At 68.8% G+C, this 20,909-nt stretch carries 19 protein-coding genes; 12 read left to right on the top strand and 7 right to left on the bottom strand.

Going from position 1 to position 20,909, the window contains the following annotated elements; translation table 11 throughout:
* From WBA11_RS00905 to WBA11_RS00915, 3 genes are all read right to left on the bottom strand, one after another.
* The coding region (locus WBA11_RS00905; RefSeq protein WP_424518850.1) for a nitroreductase family protein at nt 1–401 on the bottom strand (401 nt) is incomplete at its 3' end.
* Between the two features lie 78 nt (nt 402–479).
* A complete protein-coding gene (locus tag WBA11_RS00910) occupies nt 480–1,571 on the bottom strand; it encodes a quinone-dependent dihydroorotate dehydrogenase (protein WP_424518851.1) in 1,092 nt (363 codons plus the stop codon).
* Between the two features lie 84 nt (nt 1,572–1,655).
* Nucleotides 1,656–4,895 carry a BamA/TamA family outer membrane protein gene (locus tag WBA11_RS00915; RefSeq protein WP_424518852.1) on the bottom strand — a complete coding sequence of 1,080 codons (3,240 nt, stop codon included), beginning with the start codon at nt 4,893–4,895 and terminating at the stop codon, nt 1,656–1,658.
* A gap of 323 nt (nt 4,896–5,218) precedes the next feature.
* Between WBA11_RS00915 and mrdA the strand changes: the two genes are divergently transcribed.
* Together mrdA and WBA11_RS00925 are read left to right on the top strand one after the other, a co-directional pair.
* Nucleotides 5,219–7,120 (top strand): penicillin-binding protein 2, encoded by a 1,902-nt coding sequence (gene mrdA, locus WBA11_RS00920; protein WP_424518853.1) that lies wholly within the window; start codon nt 5,219–5,221, stop codon nt 7,118–7,120.
* 72 nt (nt 7,121–7,192) lie between these two features.
* A complete protein-coding gene (locus WBA11_RS00925) occupies nt 7,193–8,446 on the top strand; it encodes an FtsW/RodA/SpoVE family cell cycle protein (RefSeq protein ID WP_424518854.1) in 1,254 nt (417 codons plus the stop codon).
* Nucleotides 8,447–8,505: 59 nt separating this feature from the next.
* Here WBA11_RS00925 and WBA11_RS00930 read toward each other — a convergent pair whose 3' ends face one another.
* Nucleotides 8,506–8,898, bottom strand: coding sequence for a hypothetical protein (locus WBA11_RS00930; protein ID WP_424518855.1), 393 nt, complete (start codon nt 8,896–8,898; stop codon nt 8,506–8,508).
* Nucleotides 8,899–9,038: 140 nt separating this feature from the next.
* On the opposite strand from WBA11_RS00930, the gene argS reads away from it, so the two are divergent.
* Entirely contained in the window at nt 9,039–10,754 is a 1,716-nt protein-coding gene (gene argS / locus WBA11_RS00935) for an arginine--tRNA ligase (protein WP_424518856.1), read from the top strand.
* Between the two features lie 128 nt (nt 10,755–10,882).
* Here argS and WBA11_RS00940 read toward each other — a convergent pair whose 3' ends face one another.
* Nucleotides 10,883–11,746: a hypothetical protein gene (locus tag WBA11_RS00940; protein ID WP_424518857.1), complete on the bottom strand. Its 864-nt coding sequence runs from the start codon at nt 11,744–11,746 to the stop codon at nt 10,883–10,885.
* A gap of 101 nt (nt 11,747–11,847) precedes the next feature.
* Here WBA11_RS00940 and WBA11_RS00945 point away from each other — a divergent pair, with 101 nt between their 5' ends.
* The 7 genes from WBA11_RS00945 (at nt 11,848) to ruvC (ending at nt 18,380) form a co-directional block, all read left to right on the top strand.
* Nucleotides 11,848–12,276 (top strand): DUF4870 domain-containing protein, encoded by a 429-nt coding sequence (locus WBA11_RS00945; protein WP_424518858.1) that lies wholly within the window; start codon nt 11,848–11,850, stop codon nt 12,274–12,276.
* Between the two features lie 88 nt (nt 12,277–12,364).
* On the top strand, nt 12,365–13,519 hold the full coding sequence (locus WBA11_RS00950) for an alanine racemase (RefSeq protein ID WP_424518859.1): 1,155 nt from the start codon (nt 12,365–12,367) through the stop codon (nt 13,517–13,519).
* A gap of 173 nt (nt 13,520–13,692) precedes the next feature.
* Nucleotides 13,693–14,241: a hypothetical protein gene (locus WBA11_RS00955; RefSeq protein ID WP_424518860.1), complete on the top strand. Its 549-nt coding sequence runs from the start codon at nt 13,693–13,695 to the stop codon at nt 14,239–14,241.
* Nucleotides 14,238–14,870 carry a hypothetical protein gene (locus WBA11_RS00960; protein ID WP_424518861.1) on the top strand — a complete coding sequence of 211 codons (633 nt, stop codon included), beginning with the start codon at nt 14,238–14,240 and terminating at the stop codon, nt 14,868–14,870. Before WBA11_RS00955 ends, WBA11_RS00960 begins: the two co-directional genes overlap by 4 nt.
* A gap of 36 nt (nt 14,871–14,906) precedes the next feature.
* Nucleotides 14,907–16,853, top strand: coding sequence for a hypothetical protein (locus tag WBA11_RS00965; protein WP_424518862.1), 1,947 nt, complete (start codon nt 14,907–14,909; stop codon nt 16,851–16,853).
* Between the two features lie 165 nt (nt 16,854–17,018).
* Nucleotides 17,019–17,783, top strand: a complete 765-nt coding sequence (locus WBA11_RS00970; protein WP_424518863.1) for a YebC/PmpR family DNA-binding transcriptional regulator — start codon at nt 17,019–17,021, stop codon at nt 17,781–17,783.
* A 60-nt stretch (nt 17,784–17,843) separates the two neighbouring features.
* Complete coding sequence (ruvC, locus tag WBA11_RS00975; RefSeq protein ID WP_424518864.1) at nt 17,844–18,380, top strand: crossover junction endodeoxyribonuclease RuvC; 537 nt, start codon at nt 17,844–17,846, stop codon at nt 18,378–18,380.
* A 73-nt stretch (nt 18,381–18,453) separates the two neighbouring features.
* Here the strand turns inward: ruvC and WBA11_RS00980 are convergent, their stop codons facing one another.
* Nucleotides 18,454–18,738, bottom strand: a complete 285-nt coding sequence (locus tag WBA11_RS00980; protein ID WP_424518865.1) for a DUF4290 domain-containing protein — start codon at nt 18,736–18,738, stop codon at nt 18,454–18,456.
* 66 nt (nt 18,739–18,804) lie between these two features.
* On the opposite strand from WBA11_RS00980, the gene WBA11_RS00985 reads away from it, so the two are divergent.
* Both WBA11_RS00985 and WBA11_RS00990 read left to right on the top strand, forming a co-directional pair.
* Nucleotides 18,805–19,098: a hypothetical protein gene (locus WBA11_RS00985; RefSeq protein ID WP_424518866.1), complete on the top strand. Its 294-nt coding sequence runs from the start codon at nt 18,805–18,807 to the stop codon at nt 19,096–19,098.
* Between the two features lie 68 nt (nt 19,099–19,166).
* Nucleotides 19,167–20,594, top strand: a complete 1,428-nt coding sequence (locus WBA11_RS00990; RefSeq protein ID WP_424518867.1) for a serine hydrolase domain-containing protein — start codon at nt 19,167–19,169, stop codon at nt 20,592–20,594.
* Nucleotides 20,595–20,640: 46 nt separating this feature from the next.
* Here WBA11_RS00990 and WBA11_RS00995 read toward each other — a convergent pair.
* Nucleotides 20,641–20,909 (bottom strand): transposase (locus WBA11_RS00995; protein ID WP_424518868.1); only part of this gene is annotated, 269 nt, incomplete at its 5' end.

Here is a 20,909-nt window from a genome sequence, read left to right on the forward strand (position 1 = left end):
TCCTGCGCCGCCACGCCGGCCATCAGGTGAACGCCGAGCCCGACGGCTTCGGCCGCCAAGGCCAGGCCGAACGCCGCGGCGCCAGCGTCGAACTGCCGGTGAGCGTTCGGCCTCCCGCCACGAGCGAACGTCGACGATGCCAGGACGATGCCGAGCACGGGCGCCGTCGTCGCCCACTCCGGGTTGCGCCCTTTCAGCGCGTCCTCGATGATGGCGTACGCATCGTCCCCGTGCCGACCGATCAAGAACCGCCAGGGTTGCTCGTTGTAGCTCGACGGCGCCCACCGCGCCACTTCGAACACGCGTCGCAGGTCGCCGTCGGAGACCTCGGCCTCGAGGTCGAACGCGTAAGGACTGCGGCGCGAGCGGGCAAGGTAGAGCAGGACGTCGTAGTCGGTCACAGTCGAGGGGGGAGACGGCGCTCGTACGCCGCCCTCGACGTCGGCGATTCGTCCGCGATGCAGCGCCCTCGAGGACGACTACGCGTCCGCGCCGACCGCGTCTTGGAGGGCGTCGAGGCCGTCACGGTCCAGCAAGCGAATCAGCCCCCGGTGGATCTGGCCGACGAGTCCTGGCCCTTGGTACACCAATCCTGTGTACACCTGGAGCAGCGACGCCCCGGCCCGAACTCGTTCGTAAGCCTCCTCCGCCGAGTCGATCCCGCCGACCCCGACGATGGGCACGGTCCCGTCCGTCGTCCGGTAGAGGTGCCGCGTCAGCGCCTTCGACCGAGCCGCCAAGGGCCGGCCGCTCAGCCCGCCGTTCCCGATCCGCTCGATCTCGCTCGCCCCCGTGACCAGACCGTCGCGGTCCGACGCCGTGTTCGACGTGATGAACCCCCGGACGCCGTGCCCGAGCGCGATCTCGACCAACTCGTCCATCGCCCCCACGTCGATCCCAGCCGTCGCCGGCGGCGACCACTTGACCACGACCGGCGGCGCGCCCCCGGTGCCGACCTCGAGGGCGATCGCGTGGAGTAGTGCGTCGAGCGCGTCCGGCGTCTCGAACGTCTTGCCCTCGGCCGTATTCGGGCACGACACGTTGATGGCGAGGTAGTCCGCGTGCGGCGCCAACACGCGGACCGAGTGCCGGAAATCCTCAATACCGGCGTCGCCCAGGATGTCCGGGCTGTGCGTTTTGGCGACGTTCACTCCGACCACGAACCCAGGTGGCCTCGAGGTCGAGGCGAGCCGCTCGGCCACGGCGTCGGCGCCGTCGTTGTTCAGGCCCATCCGGTTGACGAGCGCGCCGTCGCTCGGGAGCCGGAACGCTCGAGGGCGTGCGTTGCCAACGGACGGAAGCGCACTCACCGATCCGACCTCCGCGAACCCGAACCCGAGCTCGGCCCAGAACCGGACCAGCTCGGCGTTCTTGTCGAACCCGGCCGCCAGCCCCAGCGGCGACCTGAACCTCCGCCCCCACACGGTCTGCGCGAGCCGAGGGTCGGCCCGTGCGTTCAGCCTCCGCGTCGCCCACCCGGCGCGCTGTCCCAGCCTGGCCGCGCGGACGCCCCAGCTGTGCGCGTCCTCCGCGTCGAGACGAAAGAGGAGGGGGCGGAGAAAGCGGTACATCGAGGGCGTCGGGAGTCAGCAAGAGACTACGCCGCCCGATCCGTCCTCGAGGACGAAGCATCCTCGAGGACAGATTCCCGGTTCCTACCAGCCCGGCGAGATGTTGAAGCCGAACACGCCCTGGCCCGGGTTGAGATCGCCGTCGTCGTCCCAGCGGGAGAACGGAAACGCGTAGTAAGGCTCCAAGATGAGGGCGCCCAACAGGTTGAACCGTGCCGAGACGCCCGCCGACAGGACCGGCTCTTGGTCCTCGATGTTGCGGCCGTACGTGAACGCCGGTGTGCCGTCCTGGCGCAAGCCCTGGAAGTACGGCGTCTCGCCCCAGGCGAAGCCCGCGTCCGCGAACAGGACCAGCTCCGTGGGCAGGTACGGGAACGAGATCAGGCCGAGCTGGGGGACGCCCAAGAGCGGGATCCGAGCCTCGACCGACGCGACGCCAATCTTGTTGCCGAAGAGGGACGAGAGGTAGTCGTCGAACTGGTCGTTGGTCTCCAGGTTGAACGTCCGGGCCGAGTAGCCGCGGATCAACTGCGGGTTGCCCAGGAACAGCGGCGTCAGACGGCCGGAGCTCGCGTCGTCGCCGTAGCGGCCGAAGTGGAGCGCGCGCGCGGCGAACGTGACCGGCGCCCGGCGCGGCAAGAACGGCGTGCGGACCATCTGGTAGTGCCGAGCGTCGACGGTCGCCGTCGCGAACGTGAGCGAGCCCGTCACGATGTCGCCGCCGATGCGGTAGCGCGTGCCCCGGATCGGAGAGACGAACCCGAAGATCGACGTGTCGCCCACGTAGGCGCCGCCGGCCTCGACCAAGTGCAGCGGGTCCGGGACGATCCCCTCGATCTCGCGGCGCTCTTGAACGAGCCCCCCGCTCCGGGCCACGACCGCGTCGAACTCGAGGTCGTACCCGAACCGGCGGTACCCGGCGTTGGCCTCGATCCGCTGGCTCTGGTTGAACGGGTACGACGTGAGACCCGAGGCCTGCGTGATCGTCGTCCGGTAGTAGTAGCGCGTCAGCTGGCCGAGATCGACCTCGTCCTCGGCCGGCGCCGGTGGCCGGTCGATGAACACCTGCAAGAACGGCGTGTGACCGACGATTCCGCCGTAGGTCAGTCGGTTGCCGCGGTTGAGGTAGAGGGCCTGTCCGCCGATGTCCTTGAACGTGCCGTTCGCCGCGACCGCGAGCCCGAGCACGTTGTCGCTCAGTTGGTCCGAGAACAGGAACGAGATCCCGCCATTGACCCCGAAGCCCGAGCTGAGGTACGGGTCCGTCCCCACGCCGACCGACGGCTGGCTGATGTAGTCGAGCGAGAGCCGCGAGTTGTAGCCGCGCGTCGGGAACTCCTCGGCCTCGGGCAGGCCGCCGGTCGCGTCCGCGATGTAGCCTTGGACCGTCGACCGCGTCAGGGCGTCGGCCGGGGGCAAGATGTCGGCGCCGGTCAGCTCGGCGCTCAGCGTCGTGACCGGCTCGCCGATGGCGTCTTGGGCGTCGGTCCGGTAGACGGTGTAGCGCTGGCCCTCGAAAACGGAGTACGCCAGGTTCCCCGTCTCGCCCGCGACCGAGAGCGCCGGCGACAGGTCCGAGATGCCCGAGACGCCCGTCGCCAGGTTCGTGACCTGGAACAGCTCGCCGCTCGCGAGCTCCAAGCGGTAGACGTTGTTGAACCCGTCGCGGTCCGAGATAAAGTAGACGGACTCGCCGTCGGGGCTCCACTCCGGGTTGATGTGCTTGCCGCGCGCAAAGAGCTCGAGCGTCTCGATCTCGCTCGTCGCGACGGTGTACATCGCGAGCTGCATCGGCGAGAACGTCATGCGCACGAAGTCCGTGTTGGTCCCGCGGTCGGTGACGAACGCGATCTGGGAGCCGTCGGGGCTCCACGACGGCTGCAGGTCCGCGAACCGGTCGTTCGTGATCTGCCGGACGGCGCCGTCCTCGAGGTCGACGATGTACAAGTCGGTGATGCCGCCGCGGACGCCCGCGAACGCGATCTGCGTGCCGTCCGGGCTCCACGACGGGTCCTTGATCGCGCCGATCCCCTCGACCGTGATCCGGCGCACGACGTCGCGTCGCTCGACGTCCAAGAGCGCGATCTCGTTGTCGCCGCCGGCGAACACGACGTAGGCAAACTGCTCGCCGTCCGGGCTCCACGTGCCGGCGCTCGCGATAAAGCGCAACGCGTCGAGGTGCGGGTCCGTCGAGGGCGACTCGAGCTTGGTGATGACCTCGCCGGTTTCGGCGTCGGCCAGGAAGAGGTCGATGCCGAACAGGTCGAGCTCACTGAGGTAGGCCACGTAGCGGCCGTCGGGCGAGAGCTGGGGCGCGATGTTGATCGAGCCGGTCTCTCGTTCTCGTGCGAGCAGTCGCGTCGCGTCGAGGGCGGGGAGCGAGTCGGGGTAGGCGAGGAATCGGGGACGGCGCGGACGCTCGCCTTCGGCGAGGGACTGGGCGCGCTCGATCCGCTCGGTGTTGATCTCGGCCAGCTCTTCCTCGGTGCGGGGTGGGGCGGGAACCGAGCGGCCAGCGGCGGCGGGCAGGAGCTGCTCGCGGAGCGCCGTCTCCCAGCGCCGTGAGAACTCGTCGGACGACAAACCCGTGACCGCGACGATGGCCGAGTCGAGCGGCATCTCGAGGGCGGTCCTGAACAGCTGGACGCCGGCCTCGTCGCCGTAGGTGCCGGCGGCGAAGGCCCAGAAGGGCTGGCCGTACTGGTACTCGTTGAACGCGCCCGTCCGCTGGAGCTCGGCGACGGTCGGGAAGTCGTCGCGCAAGAGGGCGTCGCGCATCCACATCGAGGTCAGCGCGTCCTCGCGACCGACGGAGTAGTACTCGGCCATGCCCTCGATGACGAACAGGGGCAGCCGGATAAACTGGGCAAAGCGGCCCGCCCGCTGCGACATGTCGTACTGGAACTGGTGGACCAGCTCGTGGCCCAGCACGTGGTCGGTCTCGGCGTACGTGCTCGCCATCGGGAGCACGACGCGCTGGCGCGCGCCCTCCGTGACGCCCTGCGTGCCCTCACCGATGTTGGCGATGTTGGTCTGGCGGAAGTCGGCGTCGTCGGCGTAGAGGATGATCGACTTGCGCTCGTCGAACTCGTGGTTCAGGATGCTCGACAGCCGGTCGTACCAGCGCTCGGCCATCCGCGCCACGTCGCGCGACGCTTGCTCCATGCCCTCGTAGTAGTAGAGGTCGAAGTGCTCGGTCTCCAAGACTCGGAACTGGAAGTCGTCGTAGCGGACCTTGTTGCGCCCGAAGTACTGGGCCTGGGCCTGGGGCGTGAGCGCCACGAGCGTGGCGGCGACGATGAGGGCCGAGAGGAACGAGCGCATGGGCGTGGGGGCGGGACGGTCTAGCCGAGCCGAGGGCGCGCGGCGTTACGGAGGGCACAGTGTTTCCCCCAAGGCAACGACGCTCGCAATGGCCTCCTGAGTCATCACAGGAGTGTGTCATCGTACCCCGAGAGACGGGGCGGGTTCTTCGGCGATCCCTGACAGGGCCGTCAGGCCGCCCTCGAGGCCGGATCCCGCTCGGCGCCGGGGGACGCGTGCCGAGGTCCGGCGAAGAACCCTCGTTTTGACACGAACCGACACGGCCCGGCGTTCGTACCCCGACCCGAACGGGGTCTCGCTTTTGCCCCACGTCCCCCACGTCTATGCCGACAGTCCTGGCTTCCACGGCCCGCGACGACGCCCGCCTCCGCTTCCGCATCTTCAGTGTGCTGGTGATCGGGGTGGTCGTGTTCTTGGGCGCGCGTCTGGTCCAGATGCAGATCGTGAACCAGGAGCAGTACGCGACCGAGGCCGACGGCAACGCGATCGAGACCAAGATCGTCCGGCCGGCGCGCGGCTACATCTTCGACCGGAACGGGATCCTGCTGGTCGACAACGAGACGACGGTCTCGGTCACCGTGACGCCGCGCTACTTCGACGAGGCGACGCTGCCGCTGGTGGCCGAACTCGCGAGCCGCGACCTCGAGGACGTCCAGGAGCGCTACGACGAGATCACGACGCGATCGCAGTACCAAGAGGACGTGCTGCTGGAGAACGTGCCGTTCTGGACGTTCGCGCGGTTGCAGGAAAATCAGTACCGCCTGCGGGGGATCAACTTCCGCGAGGACCAGCAGCGCCGCTACCACGGGCCGGCGCGCCTGACGCACGCGCTCGGGTTCGTCAACGAGATCAACGCCGACGAGCTCGACCGGATGCGCGAGCAGGGGTACCGCCTGGGCGACCGGATCGGTAAGAACGGCATCGAGGCCGCGTACGAGCCGGTCCTTCGAGGACGCGTCGGGCGCGAGTTCGTGCTCAAGAACGTCCACGGCATGGAGGTCGAGAGCTTCGAGGGCGGGGCCGAGGACGTCGACCCGCAGTCGGGCGTCGCGCTCACCCTGGCCGTCGACGCCAAGGTGCAGGCGTTGGCCGAGAGCCTGTTCGTGAACAAGCGTGGCGGCGCGGTCATGCTGGACGTCGAGACGGGCGGGATCATCTCGATGGTCTCGGCGCCGGACTTCGACCTGAGCATCTACGAGGACGGGTTCACCCAGGCCGAGGTCGACTACCTCTACCGCAACCCGGAGCAGCCCAGCTTTAACCGGGCCACCCAGACGTCGCAGATGCCACCGGGCTCGACGTGGAAGCCGTTCATGGCGATGGTCGCCTTGGAAGAGGGGATGATCGCGCCAGACACGGAGCTGTACTGCGCCGGCGGATACGTGCTCGGTCGTCTGTACCGCTGCCACGGTGGCTCGCACGGGCGGATCGCCGTCGAGGACGCGATTCGGGTCTCGTGCAACACCTTCTTTTTCCGGTTGATGAACGACACGTTCACCAACGAGCAGCACCCGAATGGCATCCGTATGGACCTCGACCTGTGGGGCCAGTGGGCCAACCGGTTCGGGTTTGGGCAGTACGCCCCGCTCGATATGCCGCTCTCGGACCAGAGCACGGGGCTGATCCCGGACTCGTCGTACTACGACCGGATCTACCCCGCGGGCTGGGGACCGGGCTACACGGTCAACCTGGGCATCGGGCAGGGCAACATGGGCGCGAACCCGTTGCAGTTGGCCCGCTACACGGCTGCGATCGCGAACGGCGGCACGATGGTCACGCCGAGCCTTGTGATGGCCCAGACGGACCCGGCCACGGGCGTCACGACGGAGCCCGCGCGTCGACGCGCGCAGCAGATGGACTTCGAGCCCCGCAACCTGGCCGTCGTGCAAGCGGGGATGCTCGGGGCCGTCGACGGCGCGGGCACAGCGCGGCGCGCTCGCATCGAGGCCGCCGAGGACTTCCCGAAAATCGCGATGGCGGGCAAGACCGGGACGGCCCAGAACCCGCGCGGCAAGGACCACTCGATCTTCATCGCTTACGCCCCGGCGGACAATCCCCAGGTGGCCGTCGGCGTCATGGTCGAGAACATCGGCTACGGCGGCACGACGGCCGCGCCGATCGCGAGCCTGATGATCGAGCAGTACCTCCGCGGCCGCATCGTGTCGCCGCAGCGGAACGCGCTCATCGAGTTCGTCCGCGGCCAGCGCTCGACGGGCCGGATCTAGTCTCGTCCTCGAGGACGGCGGATTTGTTTCGACCTCGAGGTCGACCCCCACACCTCTACCTCCCGATCTCGAATGCGTCCCTGGTACAAGAACCTCGACTGGATCTCGATCCTGCTCTGGGCGACCCTCGTCGGGATCGGCTTGGTGGCGATCTACAGCGCGACGCACGGGCCGGCACGGGAGTTCTTGCTCGAGTCGGTCCAGCAGAACTTCAACCGGCAGCTCCAGTGGTTCGGGATCTCGGCGGCGGTGCTGGTGACGATTCTGCTGTTCCCAGCGCGCGTGCTGGTCAAGCTGGCGCCGGTCGCGTACATCTTTTGTCTGGGGCTGCTCGGGGCCGCGTTGGTGTTCGGGCGGGAGGTGAACGGCGCCAAGAGCTGGCTCTACATCGGGCCGGTGGGCTTGCAGGTGGCCGAGATCGCGAAGGTGGGGACGGTGTTGGCGGTGACGGCGCTGTTGGCTCGGAAGGAGGCGCGTCGGGGGAGCATCCCACACCTGATCGGGGCGATCGTGCTGATCGTCATCCCGGCGGTGTTGGTCGTGATGCAGAACGACACGGGGACGGGCCTGGTCTTCCTGTCGCTGATCCCGGTGATGCTGTTCTGGAGCGGGGCGGTCCCGCTGCCGTGGATGGCGCTGGCCGGCGCGGCGGCGGCCTCGGTGTACCTGGTGATCGTGAACCCGGCGTTCGCGGCCATCTTCGTCGTCGCGGCGGCGATCGGGATGGTGGTCTGGACCCGGAGCAAGGGGATGGGATTCCTCATGCTGGTGGGCGTCGGGCTGATCGCGACGGCGTCGTGGTTCGGGCTCTTCAAGGTCTTGGAGCCGCACCAGATCGACCGTTTGGTCGCCTTCGACGACCCGGAGGCGTACCGCTTTGGGGCGGGCTTCCACGTGATCCAGGCCAAGGCCGCGATCGGCTCGGGCGGCTTCTTCGGCAAGGGGTTCACGAACGGGACCCAGACGCAGCTCGCCTACATCCCGGAGAACTCGACCGACTTCATCTTCTGCGTGATCGGGGAGGAGTTTGGGTTTCTCGGCACGATGGGGCTCTTGCTGGTCTTCGCGTTCCTCTTGATACGCCTGGGCTCTCTCGGCGTCCAGGCCGGGTTCGCGCTGCCCCGGCTGTTTATAGCCGGAGCGACGGGCATCTTCCTGGTCCACATCCTGATCAACGTCGGGATGACGGTCGGGCTGATGCCGGTGATCGGGATACCGTTGCCGTTTATCTCGTACGGCGGCTCGGCGCTGCTGGCGAACACGGCGCTGCTGGCGATCGCGCTCAACCTGCACGCCAAGCGGGACGCGTTCGCGGTCTACTCGTAGCTCGTCCTCGAGGACGTGTTCGGCCTCGAGGTCGCGGAGAGGATCCGCCCTCGAGGGTGCTAGCGGCGTGAGCGGACGAAGACGGTCCGCCGGCCCCGTGGGTCGACCAGGTGGAGCTCTCGGCCGTAGCGCGCGAGCTCGCCGGTCCCAGGTAGCTCGCGGAAGACGACGCGGCGGCCTGCCATCGCGCCCGAGAACGCGGCCGGCGCGCCTCGCCCTTGACGCGTGTCGGTCCCGCGCAGGATGACGTGGCCGGTCGGGTTGATGACCAGGACCGTCGTCAGCGTGCCCCGGGCCAAGTCCGCCGTGGCGCCGGGGTCGGTGGGGACCTCGACGGCGGTCCAACGGCCGACGACGGACTCGCCGTCGAGGACGACGTCGCGGTCGGTCGCGATCTGGGCGCCGGCCGCGGTCGAGAGCAGGAGCAGGAGCAGGAGGGAGGCGAAGCGCATCGCGGAGGACGTCGGTCGTCCTCGAGGGTACGAACGGGAGTGCCGGCCTGGCGCGCGTCGTCCTCGAGGTCGGCTTCCCGAAACCGTCTCGGCTGCCGTCGCGGCGGGCCGGTTAGCTTCGCGCACCTGCCCCTCTGACCATGGAAGAGACCCTCGCCGACGCCGTCCGCTCCGCCCTGGCGCGGCTCCCCGACCTGCCCGACGACTTCGACGCGTCCGCCCTCGAGGTCGAGTTCGAGACGCCAAAAGACCCCACGCACGGGGACCTGGCGACGAACGTGGCGCTCCAACTCGCCCGCCCATTGCGGCGCTCGCCGCGCGCGATCGCGGACGGGATCGCGGACCTTATCGAGGTCGACCCGGCGCAGGTCGAGGCCGTCGAGGTCGCGGGGCCGGGGTTCCTCAACATCCGGTTCGCGAGCGCGCACCTGTCCGCTGGGCTCGCCGGCATCTTGGAGGCCGGCGCCGACTATGGACGGACGGCGACGCACAGTGGCGAGCGGGCCATCGTCGAATACGTCTCGGCCAACCCGACGGGGCCTCTGACCGTGGGTCACGGGCGGAACGCGGTCTTGGGTGACACCATCGCCAACCTGCTGTCGTGGACCGGCTACGACGTCACGCGCGAGTACTACTTCAACGACGCCGGCCGCCAGATGCGGGTCCTAGGTCAGAGCGTGAGGGCGCGCTACCAGGCCCTCGTCGACCCGGCCACACCAACGAAGACCTTGGAGGACGGCTTGGAGGTGCCGGCGTCCTTCCCCGACGACGGCTACCGCGGCGACTACATCACGGACGTCGCCCGCGCCCTCGAGGCCGAGCACGGCGCGGCGCTCGTCGACCTCGAGGACGAGGCCCGGTTCACAGAGGCGGCCCGCGAGGCCGTGTTCACCGAGATCCTGGCGACGTTGGCGCGGCTGGGCGTGGTCATGGACTCGACGTTCAACGAGCGGACGCTGTACAAAGGCGATCCGGCGCCGGTCTGGGACGTCGTCGAGCGGCTCAAGCAGAAGGAACTCGCGTTCGAGACCGACGGCGCGACGTGGTTCAAGACCAGCGCCTTGGGCAAGACGGTCACGACGAAAGACGGCCACGAGCAGGGCAAGGACGTCGTGTTGGTCAAGTCGTCCGGCGAGCCGACGTACCGGCTGCCCGATATCGCGTATCACCTGGACAAGCTGTCCCGCGCCGACCTCGTCCTCGATGTGTTCGGCGCCGATCACATCGCGACCTACCCCGACGTCGTGCGTGGCGTCGAGGCACTGGGCGGCGACGCGGACGCCATCGACGTGGTCGTCTACCAGTTTGTGACGCTGGTGCGCGGCGGCGAACCGGTCAAGATGTCGACGCGCAAGGCGACGTACGAGACGTTGGACGATCTGATGGACGAGGTCACGCCCGACGTGACGCGGTTCTTTTTCCTGATGCGCGCGCCGGGCACGCACCTCGAGTTCGACCTCGACCTGGCCAAGGAGGCGAGCGACAAGAACCCCGTGTTCTACCTCCAGTACGCCCACGCTCGGATCGCGTCGATCGAACGAAAGGCGGCCGAGACCGGGCTCGAGGGCGACGCCGACCTTGGTCTGCTGACGCACCCGAGTGAGGAGGCGCTGGTCAAGACGCTTCTCCAGTTCCCGTCCGAGGTCGAGGCCGCGGCCCACGCCCGCGCCCCGCACCGGTTGGCGACGTTCCTTCGCGAGGTGGCCACGGCGTTCAGCGCGTTCTACCGCGACTGCCGTATCATCGGTGAGGTCGACGCGCTCGCGACCTCGAGGCTGCAACTCGCACACGCCTCGAGGACGGTGCTGAGCAACGGGCTCGCGATCCTGGGCATCGACGCGCCGGAGCAGATGTAGCCGCCCTCGAGGACGGGCCACCGCACAGGTGTCCGGCGGCCCCGCGGCCGCGAGCGGGACCGCATGGACCCCCAGCTTCGCGAGGACGCCTCGTACTCATCGCGCTTCGGGTTCGACCTCGAGGGCGGCTATCCCGTCGCATGACGCCCCCCGAGGGGCGCGCGGTTGTAGGCCGCCGTCAGCCCGATCACGAACGCCGTCGCCCCGACGCCCAGGGCCACGTTGACGTAGGCCGGTGCCACCAGCGCGAGCCGAAGGATCACCGTCGCGAGCGCGAAGCCGGCGTTGCGGAAGACCACCGCGTACGTGTCCGTGTACCGAAGCGAGACCAGCACGACCAGGACGTCCGCGAAGATGAGCGCCGTGAAAAAGGCGTCGAAGAACGGGTACGGGTCGTCCTGGGTTATCACGCGCCATGCGTCGTCGAGGCCGGCGACCACGAACGCGACCAGCAGGCCGAGCGCGATCGCCTTCTTGGCCGTCACGAACCGGTACTGCTCCGTCTCGGACGTCGTGATCCGGCGGTGACGCTGAAGCTGGCCGTACACGATCACGCCGACGAACACCACGAGGGCGCCGCCCGCGTCGGCGAGCGCGTGGAAGACGGGTTCCTGTGCGGTCGCCCACGTGATGGGCTCGGGCAGCTTGCCCAACTCCTTGAACGCCTCGCGCAACAGGATCAGCGAGAACAGCTCGAACTGAATTCCCACCGACGTCGCCACGGACCGCGCCAGCGCCAAGATCAGAGCGACGACCTCGACGATCAGGAGCGCCGTGAACGTCAGGCTGATCGCGGCGAAGTGGTTCGTCGCGACGATGTCATCGAGGACGGGCGGGAGCCAACCGCGACGCCCGGCCTCGATGACGAGGAGGGAGACCACGAACAGCAACACGAGCGCCGTCCCCGACGCTCTCCGAACCGTCTCCGTCTCCCACCAGTCGTCGACGGCGTCGAACACGCGGTTGACGAGGGTGAGCGAGCGGTCGAGCATTGCGGTGGCGGCGTGCCGAAAGAAACGGACGGCTCGGGCTCCGGTGTAACTCGCCAGGGTCAGCCTCCGTAGGGGACCCATCACGCACACTGAGGCTCGCCATGCCGACCACGATCCCACACACCGGCCCCTACGACTCCGACTTCGACGACCCGCTCTTCGACGTCGACCTCGACCACTACGAGCCGTCCGACGAGGAGTGCACGACGGGGATGTTCGCCCACCTCGCCGGGTTCGCCGGCCTCTTCTTCTCGTTCGCCCTCGCGAACGTGATCGGCCCGGCCATCATCTACTACGTCAAGCGAGACCAGTCCGCGTTCGTCGAAGACCAGGCGCGCGAGGCGATCAACTTCCAGATCACGACCATCCTGGCCGTCATCGCCTTTGTGATCCTGTCGTTCGTGGTCGTCGGCATCCCGCTGCTGCTCGCGACCGTGCTCCTGTCCCTCATCCTGCCGATCCGGGGCGCGATGGCGGCCCACCGCGGAGAGCGCTACCGCTACCCGTTCTCGATCCGGTTCCTCAAATAGCCCCGTCCTCGAGCCGCTAGGTCAGCGCAGACAAGCCGAACCTCGCCACGCGGTCGGGGGTTGGGGTTTTGCCCCGACTCTCGACCGCGTGCTCGTTTCCGACCTCCCCACTCCGGCCTTGCTGGTCGACCGCGCCCGGTTGACCGCCAACCTCGACGCGATGGCCGCCCGTGCCGAGGCGCAAGGCGTCGCACTCCGGCCCCACGTCAAGACGCACAAGTGCCCCGAGATCGCCCGGTTGCAGACGGAGCGCGGCGCCCAGGGCATCACGGTCGCGACCGTCCTCGAGGCCGAGGCCTTCGCCGACGCCGGGTTCGACGACATCCGCATGGCGACGCCGCCCGTCGGTCCGAAGAAGGCGGAGCGACTAGCGGCCCTCGCTGGACGGGGGGGGCGCATCTCGTTCACGACCGACTCCCTCGAGGGCGTCCGCCAGGCACAAGCGGCGTTCCTCGAGGCCGGTCAGTCCGCCGGCGTGCTCATCGAGGTCGACACCGGCTACGGGCGCTGCGGCGTCGACTGGGACGACCTCGATGCGCTGACGCTCGTCGCCGGCGCGATCAACGAGGCGTCCGCCCTCGAGCTGGTCGGACTGCTCTCCCACGGTGGCCACGCCTACACGACGGGCAGTGCGGACCAGACGAAAGACCAAGCTCGCCGCGAGGTGATGGACGCCGAGCGCGACCGCGTCCTCGAGGCCGCGACGCGTCTCGTCGAGGCCGGCCGCCTTCGCTCCGACCCCGAGCTGTCGGTCGGATCGACGCCGGGCGTGACGGTCTTTACAAATGCGGAGAGAGGGGGATTGACGATCACCGAGGTTCGTCCTGGTACCTACGTCTTTTTTGACGCGGGCCAGGTCTCGTTTGGAGCGGCCCGGCTCCAGGACTGCGCCCTGACGTGCATCGGCACGGTCGTCAGCCAGCGGCGGTTCGACGACGGGACCGAGCGGACCATCACCGACGCGGGCAAGAAGATCCTGACGGCGGACCGGCGCACGGGCTCCAAGACGTTCGGGACCGTGCTCTACAGCCCGCGGACGATGATCGCGCACCCGCACGCGATCGTCTCGGCGCTCAGCGAGGAGCACGGGTGGGTCGACACGCCGGGCGGCTCGATTTGGGACGTGGGCGACCCGGTCTTCGTGGTCCCCAACCACGCCTGCGTGGCCGTTGCGACCCGATCAACGCTCTACGTCGTCGACGGCGACGAGGTGATCGACACCTGGGACGTCGTCGGTCGATAGGATCGCCCTCGGGGGTGTCTGTCGCCGTTTGAGACGGCCTCGAGGGCGAGGCGTCGGTTCCGCTCCTGAGCGTGGGGCGCGGAACGTAGGCAGGGCGTTTCGGGCGGGTAAACAAGAGGTTGCGGAGTCTGGCACAGGGATCTCAATGGACGTGGACGAACGCTCTCGCCCCCATGTCCCAAGTCCTCTATTGCATCGCCGCCGTCATCGTGTTCGCCCTCTTTGGGTTGTCGCGGCACACGACGGAGGCGCACGACCGCCGCACCTTCGACACCCTCGAGGTCGAAACGGCTGCGCACGACGTTGCCCAGCGGTGGGCGGCCCGCGTCCGCAGCCACAGCTTCGACGAGGCCGACCGCCTGCGCGTCGAGATCCGCCGCGACCTCGGCGGCTTGACGCCGTCGGCCGACTTCGGCTTGGAGGGCGGGGAGATCTCGTTCGACGATGTCGACGACTTCGACGACGTGACTGCCCGGCGCGACACCGCGTGGGTCGGCCCGAACCGTGACCGCGCGCTCTTGTTCGACGTCGACATCGACGTCCGCTACGTCGCCCTCGACGGGGCGGGCGACGTCGTCCCGTCGGGCACGCCGACGCTGGCGAAGGAGGCGCGGATCGTCGTCCTCGAGGCCGACGCCTCGAGCGCGCTCCCGGTCCGCATCGAGGTCCCGATCCAGGTGACCGCCGCCGGCCAGTTCCTCCACGCCGCCCCCCGCCCATGATCGCCCAGCTCGACCACCTGACGGCCATCGTCGTCGGCGCCGTCCTCCTGCTCGCCCTGTTCGCTGTCCAGCAGCGGAGCACCACGGCGGCCGTCGAGGCCACGCTGACCCAAGCGGCCCGCGTCCACGCCGACGGCATCCTCGAGGTCGTCGCCGACGACGTGGAGAACGTGCTCACGCCGGCCCAGGCCCTGCTCGCTCCGGTCCGCTGCCCGATCCGCCTGACGTCGGACGGGGAGCGCACGACCGAGGCGTGCTTTACCGCCAACGTCCGCACCGACACGACGAACGCAGTGGGCGTCTCGCCCTTCGCGGCCGGCACGGTGCGCTACACCCTGACCCCGACCCGGCGGATGTGGCTCGGGTCCGACTCGGTCGATGTGTTCCGCCTGGACCGCACCACCGACCTCGGTCTCGGCACCGGTCCCCAGACCCAGTCGCTCGGCGACGTCGTCGACTTCGACCTCCTGTTCGTCGAGCGCGACGCCCGCGTCACCGAGGCCGCCATCGCGCTCGCAACGGCTGCCGATGTCCCGGCCTCGAGGTCGAGCGACCAGGTCTCGACGCGAGAAGCGCTCGTGCACGCCGCCGCGACCGTCCGCCCCGTCAACGCCACCACATCGCTTTAGCTCCACGGCCTCGAGGCCGACACACCGTAGAAAACAATGGGACGTCTCCTTCTCTTGCTGATCGCCGGTGCCGCCTTGGGCGGCTACGTCCTGACGTCGTCCTCGATGGACCGACGGGCGGCCGACGCCGGCGTCCAGACCGACACGCAGACGCGCTCGCTCGCTCGAGACGCGGCGGAGGCCGCGCACGCTGTCGTCGCGGGCGAACTGATCGACCCGGCGACCGACCGGTTCCGGACCGTGACCTCGTTCGCATCGGCGATGCCCCAACGGTTCGAGGCCGGCGGAGGCCGCGCCCGGATCGAGAACTACGTGTCTGACGGGCGGACGGCGACCGTCACCGTTGCCGCGCGCGTGGGCCAGAAGGCGCACCGGATCACGAGCACCTACGAGATCCGCCCGGCCGACTGGCCCGGCCCGTTCGTGGTCGAGTCCCCGTACCTCGTCGCGTTTAGCGACGACGACTCTGAAGTGACAGCGAGTGGTCCCTCCAGCGATCTGGCGCGAGGCGTGTACGTCGGCACCGGACGGTTCGACGAGTATCGGCTCGGCTCGGTCCTGAACCCTGCCGTGCGAGACAGCGCCCTCCAAGTCGGACTCGCGCCCGCCGAGGCGGCCCTTTTCGTCAAGAATGGTGAGGAGATGGCCGACGTCTACGGCGAGTTCAACACTCCACAGGCGAGGGATCTATGGGCCGCCGCCACACGGCGCCCCGACGTGAGTCGATCGGGAGGCTACCGTGTCAACGGCGTCGATCGGTACGGTAACTTTGGAGACCCTCTGAACCCTGATCCCAAGGTCGTCTACGTTTCTGGCGACCTCGACGTCCCGTACGGCTCGACCCTCGAGGGCAACGGCGTCCTCGCCGTCAGCGGCGACGTCCGGGTCAAGGGCCGACTGCGGTGGGAAGGACTGGTCCTGATCGTGCCGCCGAGCGAGAGCCAGCACGTCGAGGTCGACCTCGAAGGACAAGAGGCCACCATCCGAGGCTCCGTCATCGTCGACCAAGAGGCCCCACCACCGGGCGGCCACACGGACCTGACGGTCTTCCGCGACCTCGACCATGGCTGGTCGCACCCCGCTGGCGACGGCGGTCGCCCGGGCGGCAAGCCCGCAGCTCCAGCGGCCCACTCGGGTCCCGACGACGAGGAGTACCATTACCAGCACACGCACCGGATCGACCAGCCGCACAACCTGGGACACCGCCGGTTCGTGTTCGACGCCGTCGGGCCGCGGCAGCAGCGCTATACCCGCTTCCGCGAGACCATCCAGGCGCTTCTCGCTCGTCCCGAGTACAACGCTGGAACCGCCGTCGTCCTCGAGTTCAGCAATGCCGGGGCCGACGGTGCGGCGCTGTTCGAGCTGAACCTGACGGACCAGGCACCGAAGGTCGGGACGGTCCGCACGGGGTTCCTCGGGTTCGTCGGTGAGTCGTCGCACGTGACCGAGCCGTTCGACCTCGGCGACTTCGAGTCGCTCGTCGTCGACGTCAAGAGCCTGCGGATGCTCGAGCGGCTGAAAAACCGCGCCGTCTCGGACAGCCCGTTCTGCGACGAGGAGTGGCGGACGGCCCCGTTCGACGCGAACTGCCTGATCGAGAACCGCGTCGCGGCGCTCTCGCACCTGCGTGACCGCGACGGCGCTCTCACGATCCGCCTCGCTCTGGCTGACGGCAGTGCCGAGCCGTCGACGAAGGACCGCGCGCTCTACGAGGCGTCGCTCTACTGGCACACGAAGTCGCCAGGTCACTCGCAGTACCGACAGGAGGAGGAGGCCGATCGCGAGTGGCGTGAGGCCATCCAGCGCGGTGAGGCCGAGTACGGTTCGGAGCTCCACCTCGGGGCCAACGCCGCCGTCCACCTCGACTTGGGCCACGTCCACACCGCGATGACGCGCCTGGGTCTGGCCAACCTCATCGTCGCCCACGTCGGCTCGCGCGGGGAGGCCATCGAGTTCACGGACATGGAGAGGGCTGAGCCGTAGGCCAGCCTGCGTCCTCGAGGTCGCGCCCTTGACGGCGACCGCGAAGCGCCGAGGACCGTCCTCGAGAACGGACCTCCTACGTCGACGTGTTCGATCCTGGCTGCACAGTGAGGTGCTGGGCTACGCCCCGTATCTTCGGGTCAAGGAAATCGACCTCGAGGACGAATGGCTGGCCATAACAAGTGGTCCAAGATCAAGCGCAAGAAGGGAGCCACCGACGCCAAGCGGTCGAAGATCTGGGCTCGCATCACGCGCGACATCATGACCGCCGCCCGAGAGGGGGGAGGCTCGATCGACATGAACGCCCGCCTAGGCCTGGCCGTCGACCAGGCGAAGGCGGCCAACATGCCGAAGGACAACATCGAGCGCGCCATCAAGCGCGGGACCGGCGAGATCGAGGGCGCCGACTACGAGGAGGGCACCTACGAGGGCTACGGCCCCCACGGCATCGCCCTGTTTATCGACACCCTGACGGACAACACGAACCGGACCGTTGCGGACCTGCGGAGCCTGTTCTCTAAGGCCGGAGGCAACTTGGGTACGTCAGGCTCGGTCGCGTTTCTGTTCGAGCCCAAGGCGGTTTTTGAGATTCCAGCCGCACCGGAGGACGGACCCGCTCTTGAGGAAGACGACCTGTTCCTGATGGTCGCCGACGCCGGCGCCGAGGACCTCCGCCTCGAGGACGACACGTTCGTGGTCGAGGCGCCCGTCGAGGCCTTCGGCGACGTCCAGTCCGCGCTCGCGGACGCCGGTATCGAGCCGGCCGAGGCCGGCATCCAGCAGCTTCCCACCACGACGACCGTCCTCCCCGCCGACGACACGGCCAAGGTGCTGCGCCTGATCGACCAACTCGACGACCACCAGGACGTTCAGGCCGTCTACTCCACCCTCGAGGTCGACGACGCGACGGTCGCCGCACTGGAGGGATAGCGGGATGGGGAGCTGTGTGCCTCGTCTCTCCGTCCCTGAATCCCTCCGACCCTCAACCCCATGATCGTCCTCGGCCTCGACCCCGGTACCCGCACCGCCGGCTTCGGCGTCGTCGACGTCGAGCGCCGGACCGAGCGCGCCCTCGACTACGGGACCATCGAGATGGCCGACGACCTCGACCACTCGCTGCGGCTGATGAAGGTCGGCGAGCGCGTCTTGGAGTTGGCCGACGAGTACAAGCCGGACGCCATCGCCGTCGAGGTCCCGTTCATGGGCAAGAACGTCCAGTCGATGCGCAAGCTGGCCCGCGTCGAGGGCGTCGTGATGTACGTCGCGATGGCTCGGGAAATCCCGCTCGCGCAGTACGCCCCGGCCGAGATCAAGAAGGCGGTGACCGGCAAGGGGCGCGCGACGAAAGAGCAGGTCGAGTACTTCATCCGGGCCGCGTTGGGCGTGGCCGTCGACAAGCTGGACGCGAGCGACGCGTTGGCCGTGGCCCTGGCCCATGGCCGCCGAGGCATCGCGGGTCCGCCCGCCGCTAGCGCGTCGAAGGACTGGGCCGCCTTCATCAAGGCCAACCCGGGACGCGTGCGCTAGCCGTCCTCGAGGACGGCGACTTCTGCCTCGAGGACGACGCATCGAGGACGAGTCCCTTCCGACCTCGAGGGCGCTACCTCGAGGACCCGAGCCCTTTCTCTTCGTCCCGCACCCGGACGACGTCGGCAACTTCCGCTCGGTCCAGGGTCTGGTTCGACAGGTTGACCAGCAGGTCCGCGATCTGAGTCGCCTTCTGCGGCGCCTGGCTCCACTCGGGGTGCGCGTTCTCGATGAGGGACACCAGGATGCGGACGTAGGGGAAGCGCGCTTCCGGGCTCGGGAGATCGCCGGCGGCCTCGGCGAAGAGCTGGGCGTTGCGCCCGACCTGTCGGTCGAGGATGCGTCGGTCGGTCGTCATGAGGGGCGGTCCTGAGAGGGGCGGCCTGTATACTCCGGCCGTCCGACATCCGTTCGGACGACACCGATGCCTGCCGACACGCCCCCCGCCTACCCGAACCCGCGCCCGCCGTACCGGCTGGACTTGCTGCCCGTGGTGCCGCCGTTCTACCGGCGCGCGCGGGCGTCGGACGTGTCCCGAGGCGAGCTGGTCTACTACGGCCCCGCGCCCACCTTCTACGGCATCGGCGAAGTGCTCGGGCAGCAGGGCAACCACGTCATCGTCGACTTTCGAGGGACGGGCCAGCTCGGCGTCCACCAGGAGATCTTGGAGCCCCAGTACGTCCTGCCGATCCCGGACGACCGCGTCGGGTTGATCTAGGCCGTCGGGGCGGGTGTCACAAATGGGGAGGGAGTCCGTCTACGGGGTCAGCTCCTATCTGGTACCCCATGCGCTTCGCACTCGCCGCCGCCCTCCTGGTGGTCCCCGCTCTCGCCACTGCTCAGATCTCTGTCTCAGAGCACGACGCTCGTGCCGAGCGCATCATTCAATCGCTCGCACCATCCTTCTCGATGGAAGGGGATGCAGCCGCGTCCTCGAGTCTGGAAGACCTGATGGCGGAGACCGGCGTGCCCGGCGTCAGCATCGCGTTTTTTGATGACGGCGAGGTCGTGTGGACGCGAGCCGTCGGCATGGCCGATGTCGAGTCGGGCACGATGGTGACGCCCGAGACGCTTTTCCAGGCGGCCTCGATCAGCAAGCCCGTCGCCGCGACGGCGGCCCTCGATCTCGTCGAGGACGGCCTGTTCGACCTCGATGTGCCGATCAACGACTACCTCACGTCGTGGCAGCTGTCGGGATCTGACGTGGCCGAGCCGAGCGCGGTGACGCTGCGAGGACTTCTCACCCATACCGCCGGCCTCACGGTCCATGGCTTTCCGGGGTACGGGCCGGGCGAGACCGTGCCCACGACGGCCGGCGTCCTCGAGGGCGCGGGCAACACCGACGCCGTCGCCCTCGGGCAGGAGCCGAGGACGGCGTTTCGCTACTCCGGCGGCGGCTACACGGTCGCGCAACTCGCCCTCGAGAACGTGACCGGACGGCCGTTCCACGAGGTGATGACCGAGCGCGTGCTGGTGCCCCTTGGCATGGAGCACAGCACGTTCGCACAGCCGCTCTCGGAGTCGATGCGCGATATCGCCGCGACGGCATACGGCGGGGACGGCTCGGCCATCGACGGACGCTTCCACACGTACCCCGAAGGCGCCGCGGCCGGGCTCTGGACGACGCCGTCCGACCTCGCGCGGTGGGCCATCGCTCTTCAGGCGAACCGGGACACCCATCCCGTCCTCGAGGCCGCGACCATCGACGAGATGCTGACGCCGGACGCCGTCGGAGGGTACGGGCTCGGTCCCTCGATCCAGCATGAGGTTGGACTGTTCGGCCACGGCGGAGCCAACGCCGGCTTCCGTTGCCTCCTGTCCGCCCAACTCAACGGGGACCAGGGCGTCGTCGTCATGACGAACGGCGACAACGGCGGCGCGATCACGGAAGCCGTGTTGCTGACCGTCGCTCGCGAGTACGGGTGGACCGGGCCGGCGCGCGTCGTCAAGGCCGAGGCTCCGATGTCTCGAGACCTTCTGCTCCCATTCGAAGGGCGCTACCAAGAGGCACACCAGGCCGAGCTGACGGTCGGCGTCCGCATCGAGGGCGAGCGGTTGGTTTTCTTGCGCGAGTGGGACGGCGTCGAGGTCGTGCTGGCACCGGAGGCGCCGATGGCGTTTTTCGACGTGGACGACGGCACCGCGATCGTCTTCGAGGACGCTGACGGGAGCGCGTTCGGCGTCCAGGGACTCCGCTTCGTGCGGGTCGAGTAGCTACTCGTCCTCGAGGACGAGCGATCGGAATGCGCCTGCCGCTCTGCTAGGGTCTGTTTGATAGGGTGGCTCGGAGCAGCCGACGCATCATCGCCAGCTTGAGCACGCCGAGGTAGTGGACAGCCAGCTTGTCGAAGCGCGTCGCCAGCGCCCGGCACTCTTTGAGCCATCCCACGCACCGCTCGACTACGTTCCGTCGGCGGTATGCCTCCCGGTCGAAGGCCAGCGGACGCCCCGGCCGCGACGCCCGGCGCGCGGTCTGGTCGCGCCGCTCAGGGATCACGGCCCCGACCCGACGCTCGCGCAGCCACGCCC

Source organism: Rubrivirga sp., from assembly GCF_049648075.1.
Taxonomy (GTDB): Bacteria; Bacteroidota; Rhodothermia; order Rhodothermales; family Rubricoccaceae; genus Rubrivirga.

Excerpts from the sequence above, each read along its gene's own strand:
- WBA11_RS00970 (WP_424518863.1), top strand. The coding sequence starts at position 17,019 with ATGGCTGGCCATAACAAGTGGTCCAAGATCAAGCGCAAGAAGGGAGCC.
- WBA11_RS00925 (WP_424518854.1), top strand. The coding sequence starts at position 7,193 with ATGCGTCCCTGGTACAAGAACCTCGACTGGATCTCGATCCTGCTCTGG.
- WBA11_RS00940 (WP_424518857.1), bottom strand. The coding sequence starts at position 11,746 with ATGCTCGACCGCTCGCTCACCCTCGTCAACCGCGTGTTCGACGCCGTC.
- WBA11_RS00955 (WP_424518860.1), top strand. The coding sequence starts at position 13,693 with ATGTCCCAAGTCCTCTATTGCATCGCCGCCGTCATCGTGTTCGCCCTC.
- WBA11_RS00945 (WP_424518858.1), top strand. The coding sequence starts at position 11,848 with ATGCCGACCACGATCCCACACACCGGCCCCTACGACTCCGACTTCGAC.
- WBA11_RS00990 (WP_424518867.1), top strand. The coding sequence starts at position 19,167 with ATGCGCTTCGCACTCGCCGCCGCCCTCCTGGTGGTCCCCGCTCTCGCC.
- mrdA (WP_424518853.1), top strand. The coding sequence starts at position 5,219 with ATGCCGACAGTCCTGGCTTCCACGGCCCGCGACGACGCCCGCCTCCGC.
- WBA11_RS00980 (WP_424518865.1), bottom strand. The coding sequence starts at position 18,738 with ATGACGACCGACCGACGCATCCTCGACCGACAGGTCGGGCGCAACGCC.
- WBA11_RS00965 (WP_424518862.1), top strand. The coding sequence starts at position 14,907 with ATGGGACGTCTCCTTCTCTTGCTGATCGCCGGTGCCGCCTTGGGCGGC.
- WBA11_RS00985 (WP_424518866.1), top strand. The coding sequence starts at position 18,805 with ATGCCTGCCGACACGCCCCCCGCCTACCCGAACCCGCGCCCGCCGTAC.
- WBA11_RS00960 (WP_424518861.1), top strand. The coding sequence starts at position 14,238 with ATGATCGCCCAGCTCGACCACCTGACGGCCATCGTCGTCGGCGCCGTC.
- WBA11_RS00930 (WP_424518855.1), bottom strand. The coding sequence starts at position 8,898 with ATGCGCTTCGCCTCCCTCCTGCTCCTGCTCCTGCTCTCGACCGCGGCC.
- argS (WP_424518856.1), top strand. The coding sequence starts at position 9,039 with ATGGAAGAGACCCTCGCCGACGCCGTCCGCTCCGCCCTGGCGCGGCTC.
- WBA11_RS00910 (WP_424518851.1), bottom strand. The coding sequence starts at position 1,571 with ATGTACCGCTTTCTCCGCCCCCTCCTCTTTCGTCTCGACGCGGAGGAC.
- WBA11_RS00915 (WP_424518852.1), bottom strand. The coding sequence starts at position 4,895 with ATGCGCTCGTTCCTCTCGGCCCTCATCGTCGCCGCCACGCTCGTGGCG.
- ruvC (WP_424518864.1), top strand. The coding sequence starts at position 17,844 with ATGATCGTCCTCGGCCTCGACCCCGGTACCCGCACCGCCGGCTTCGGC.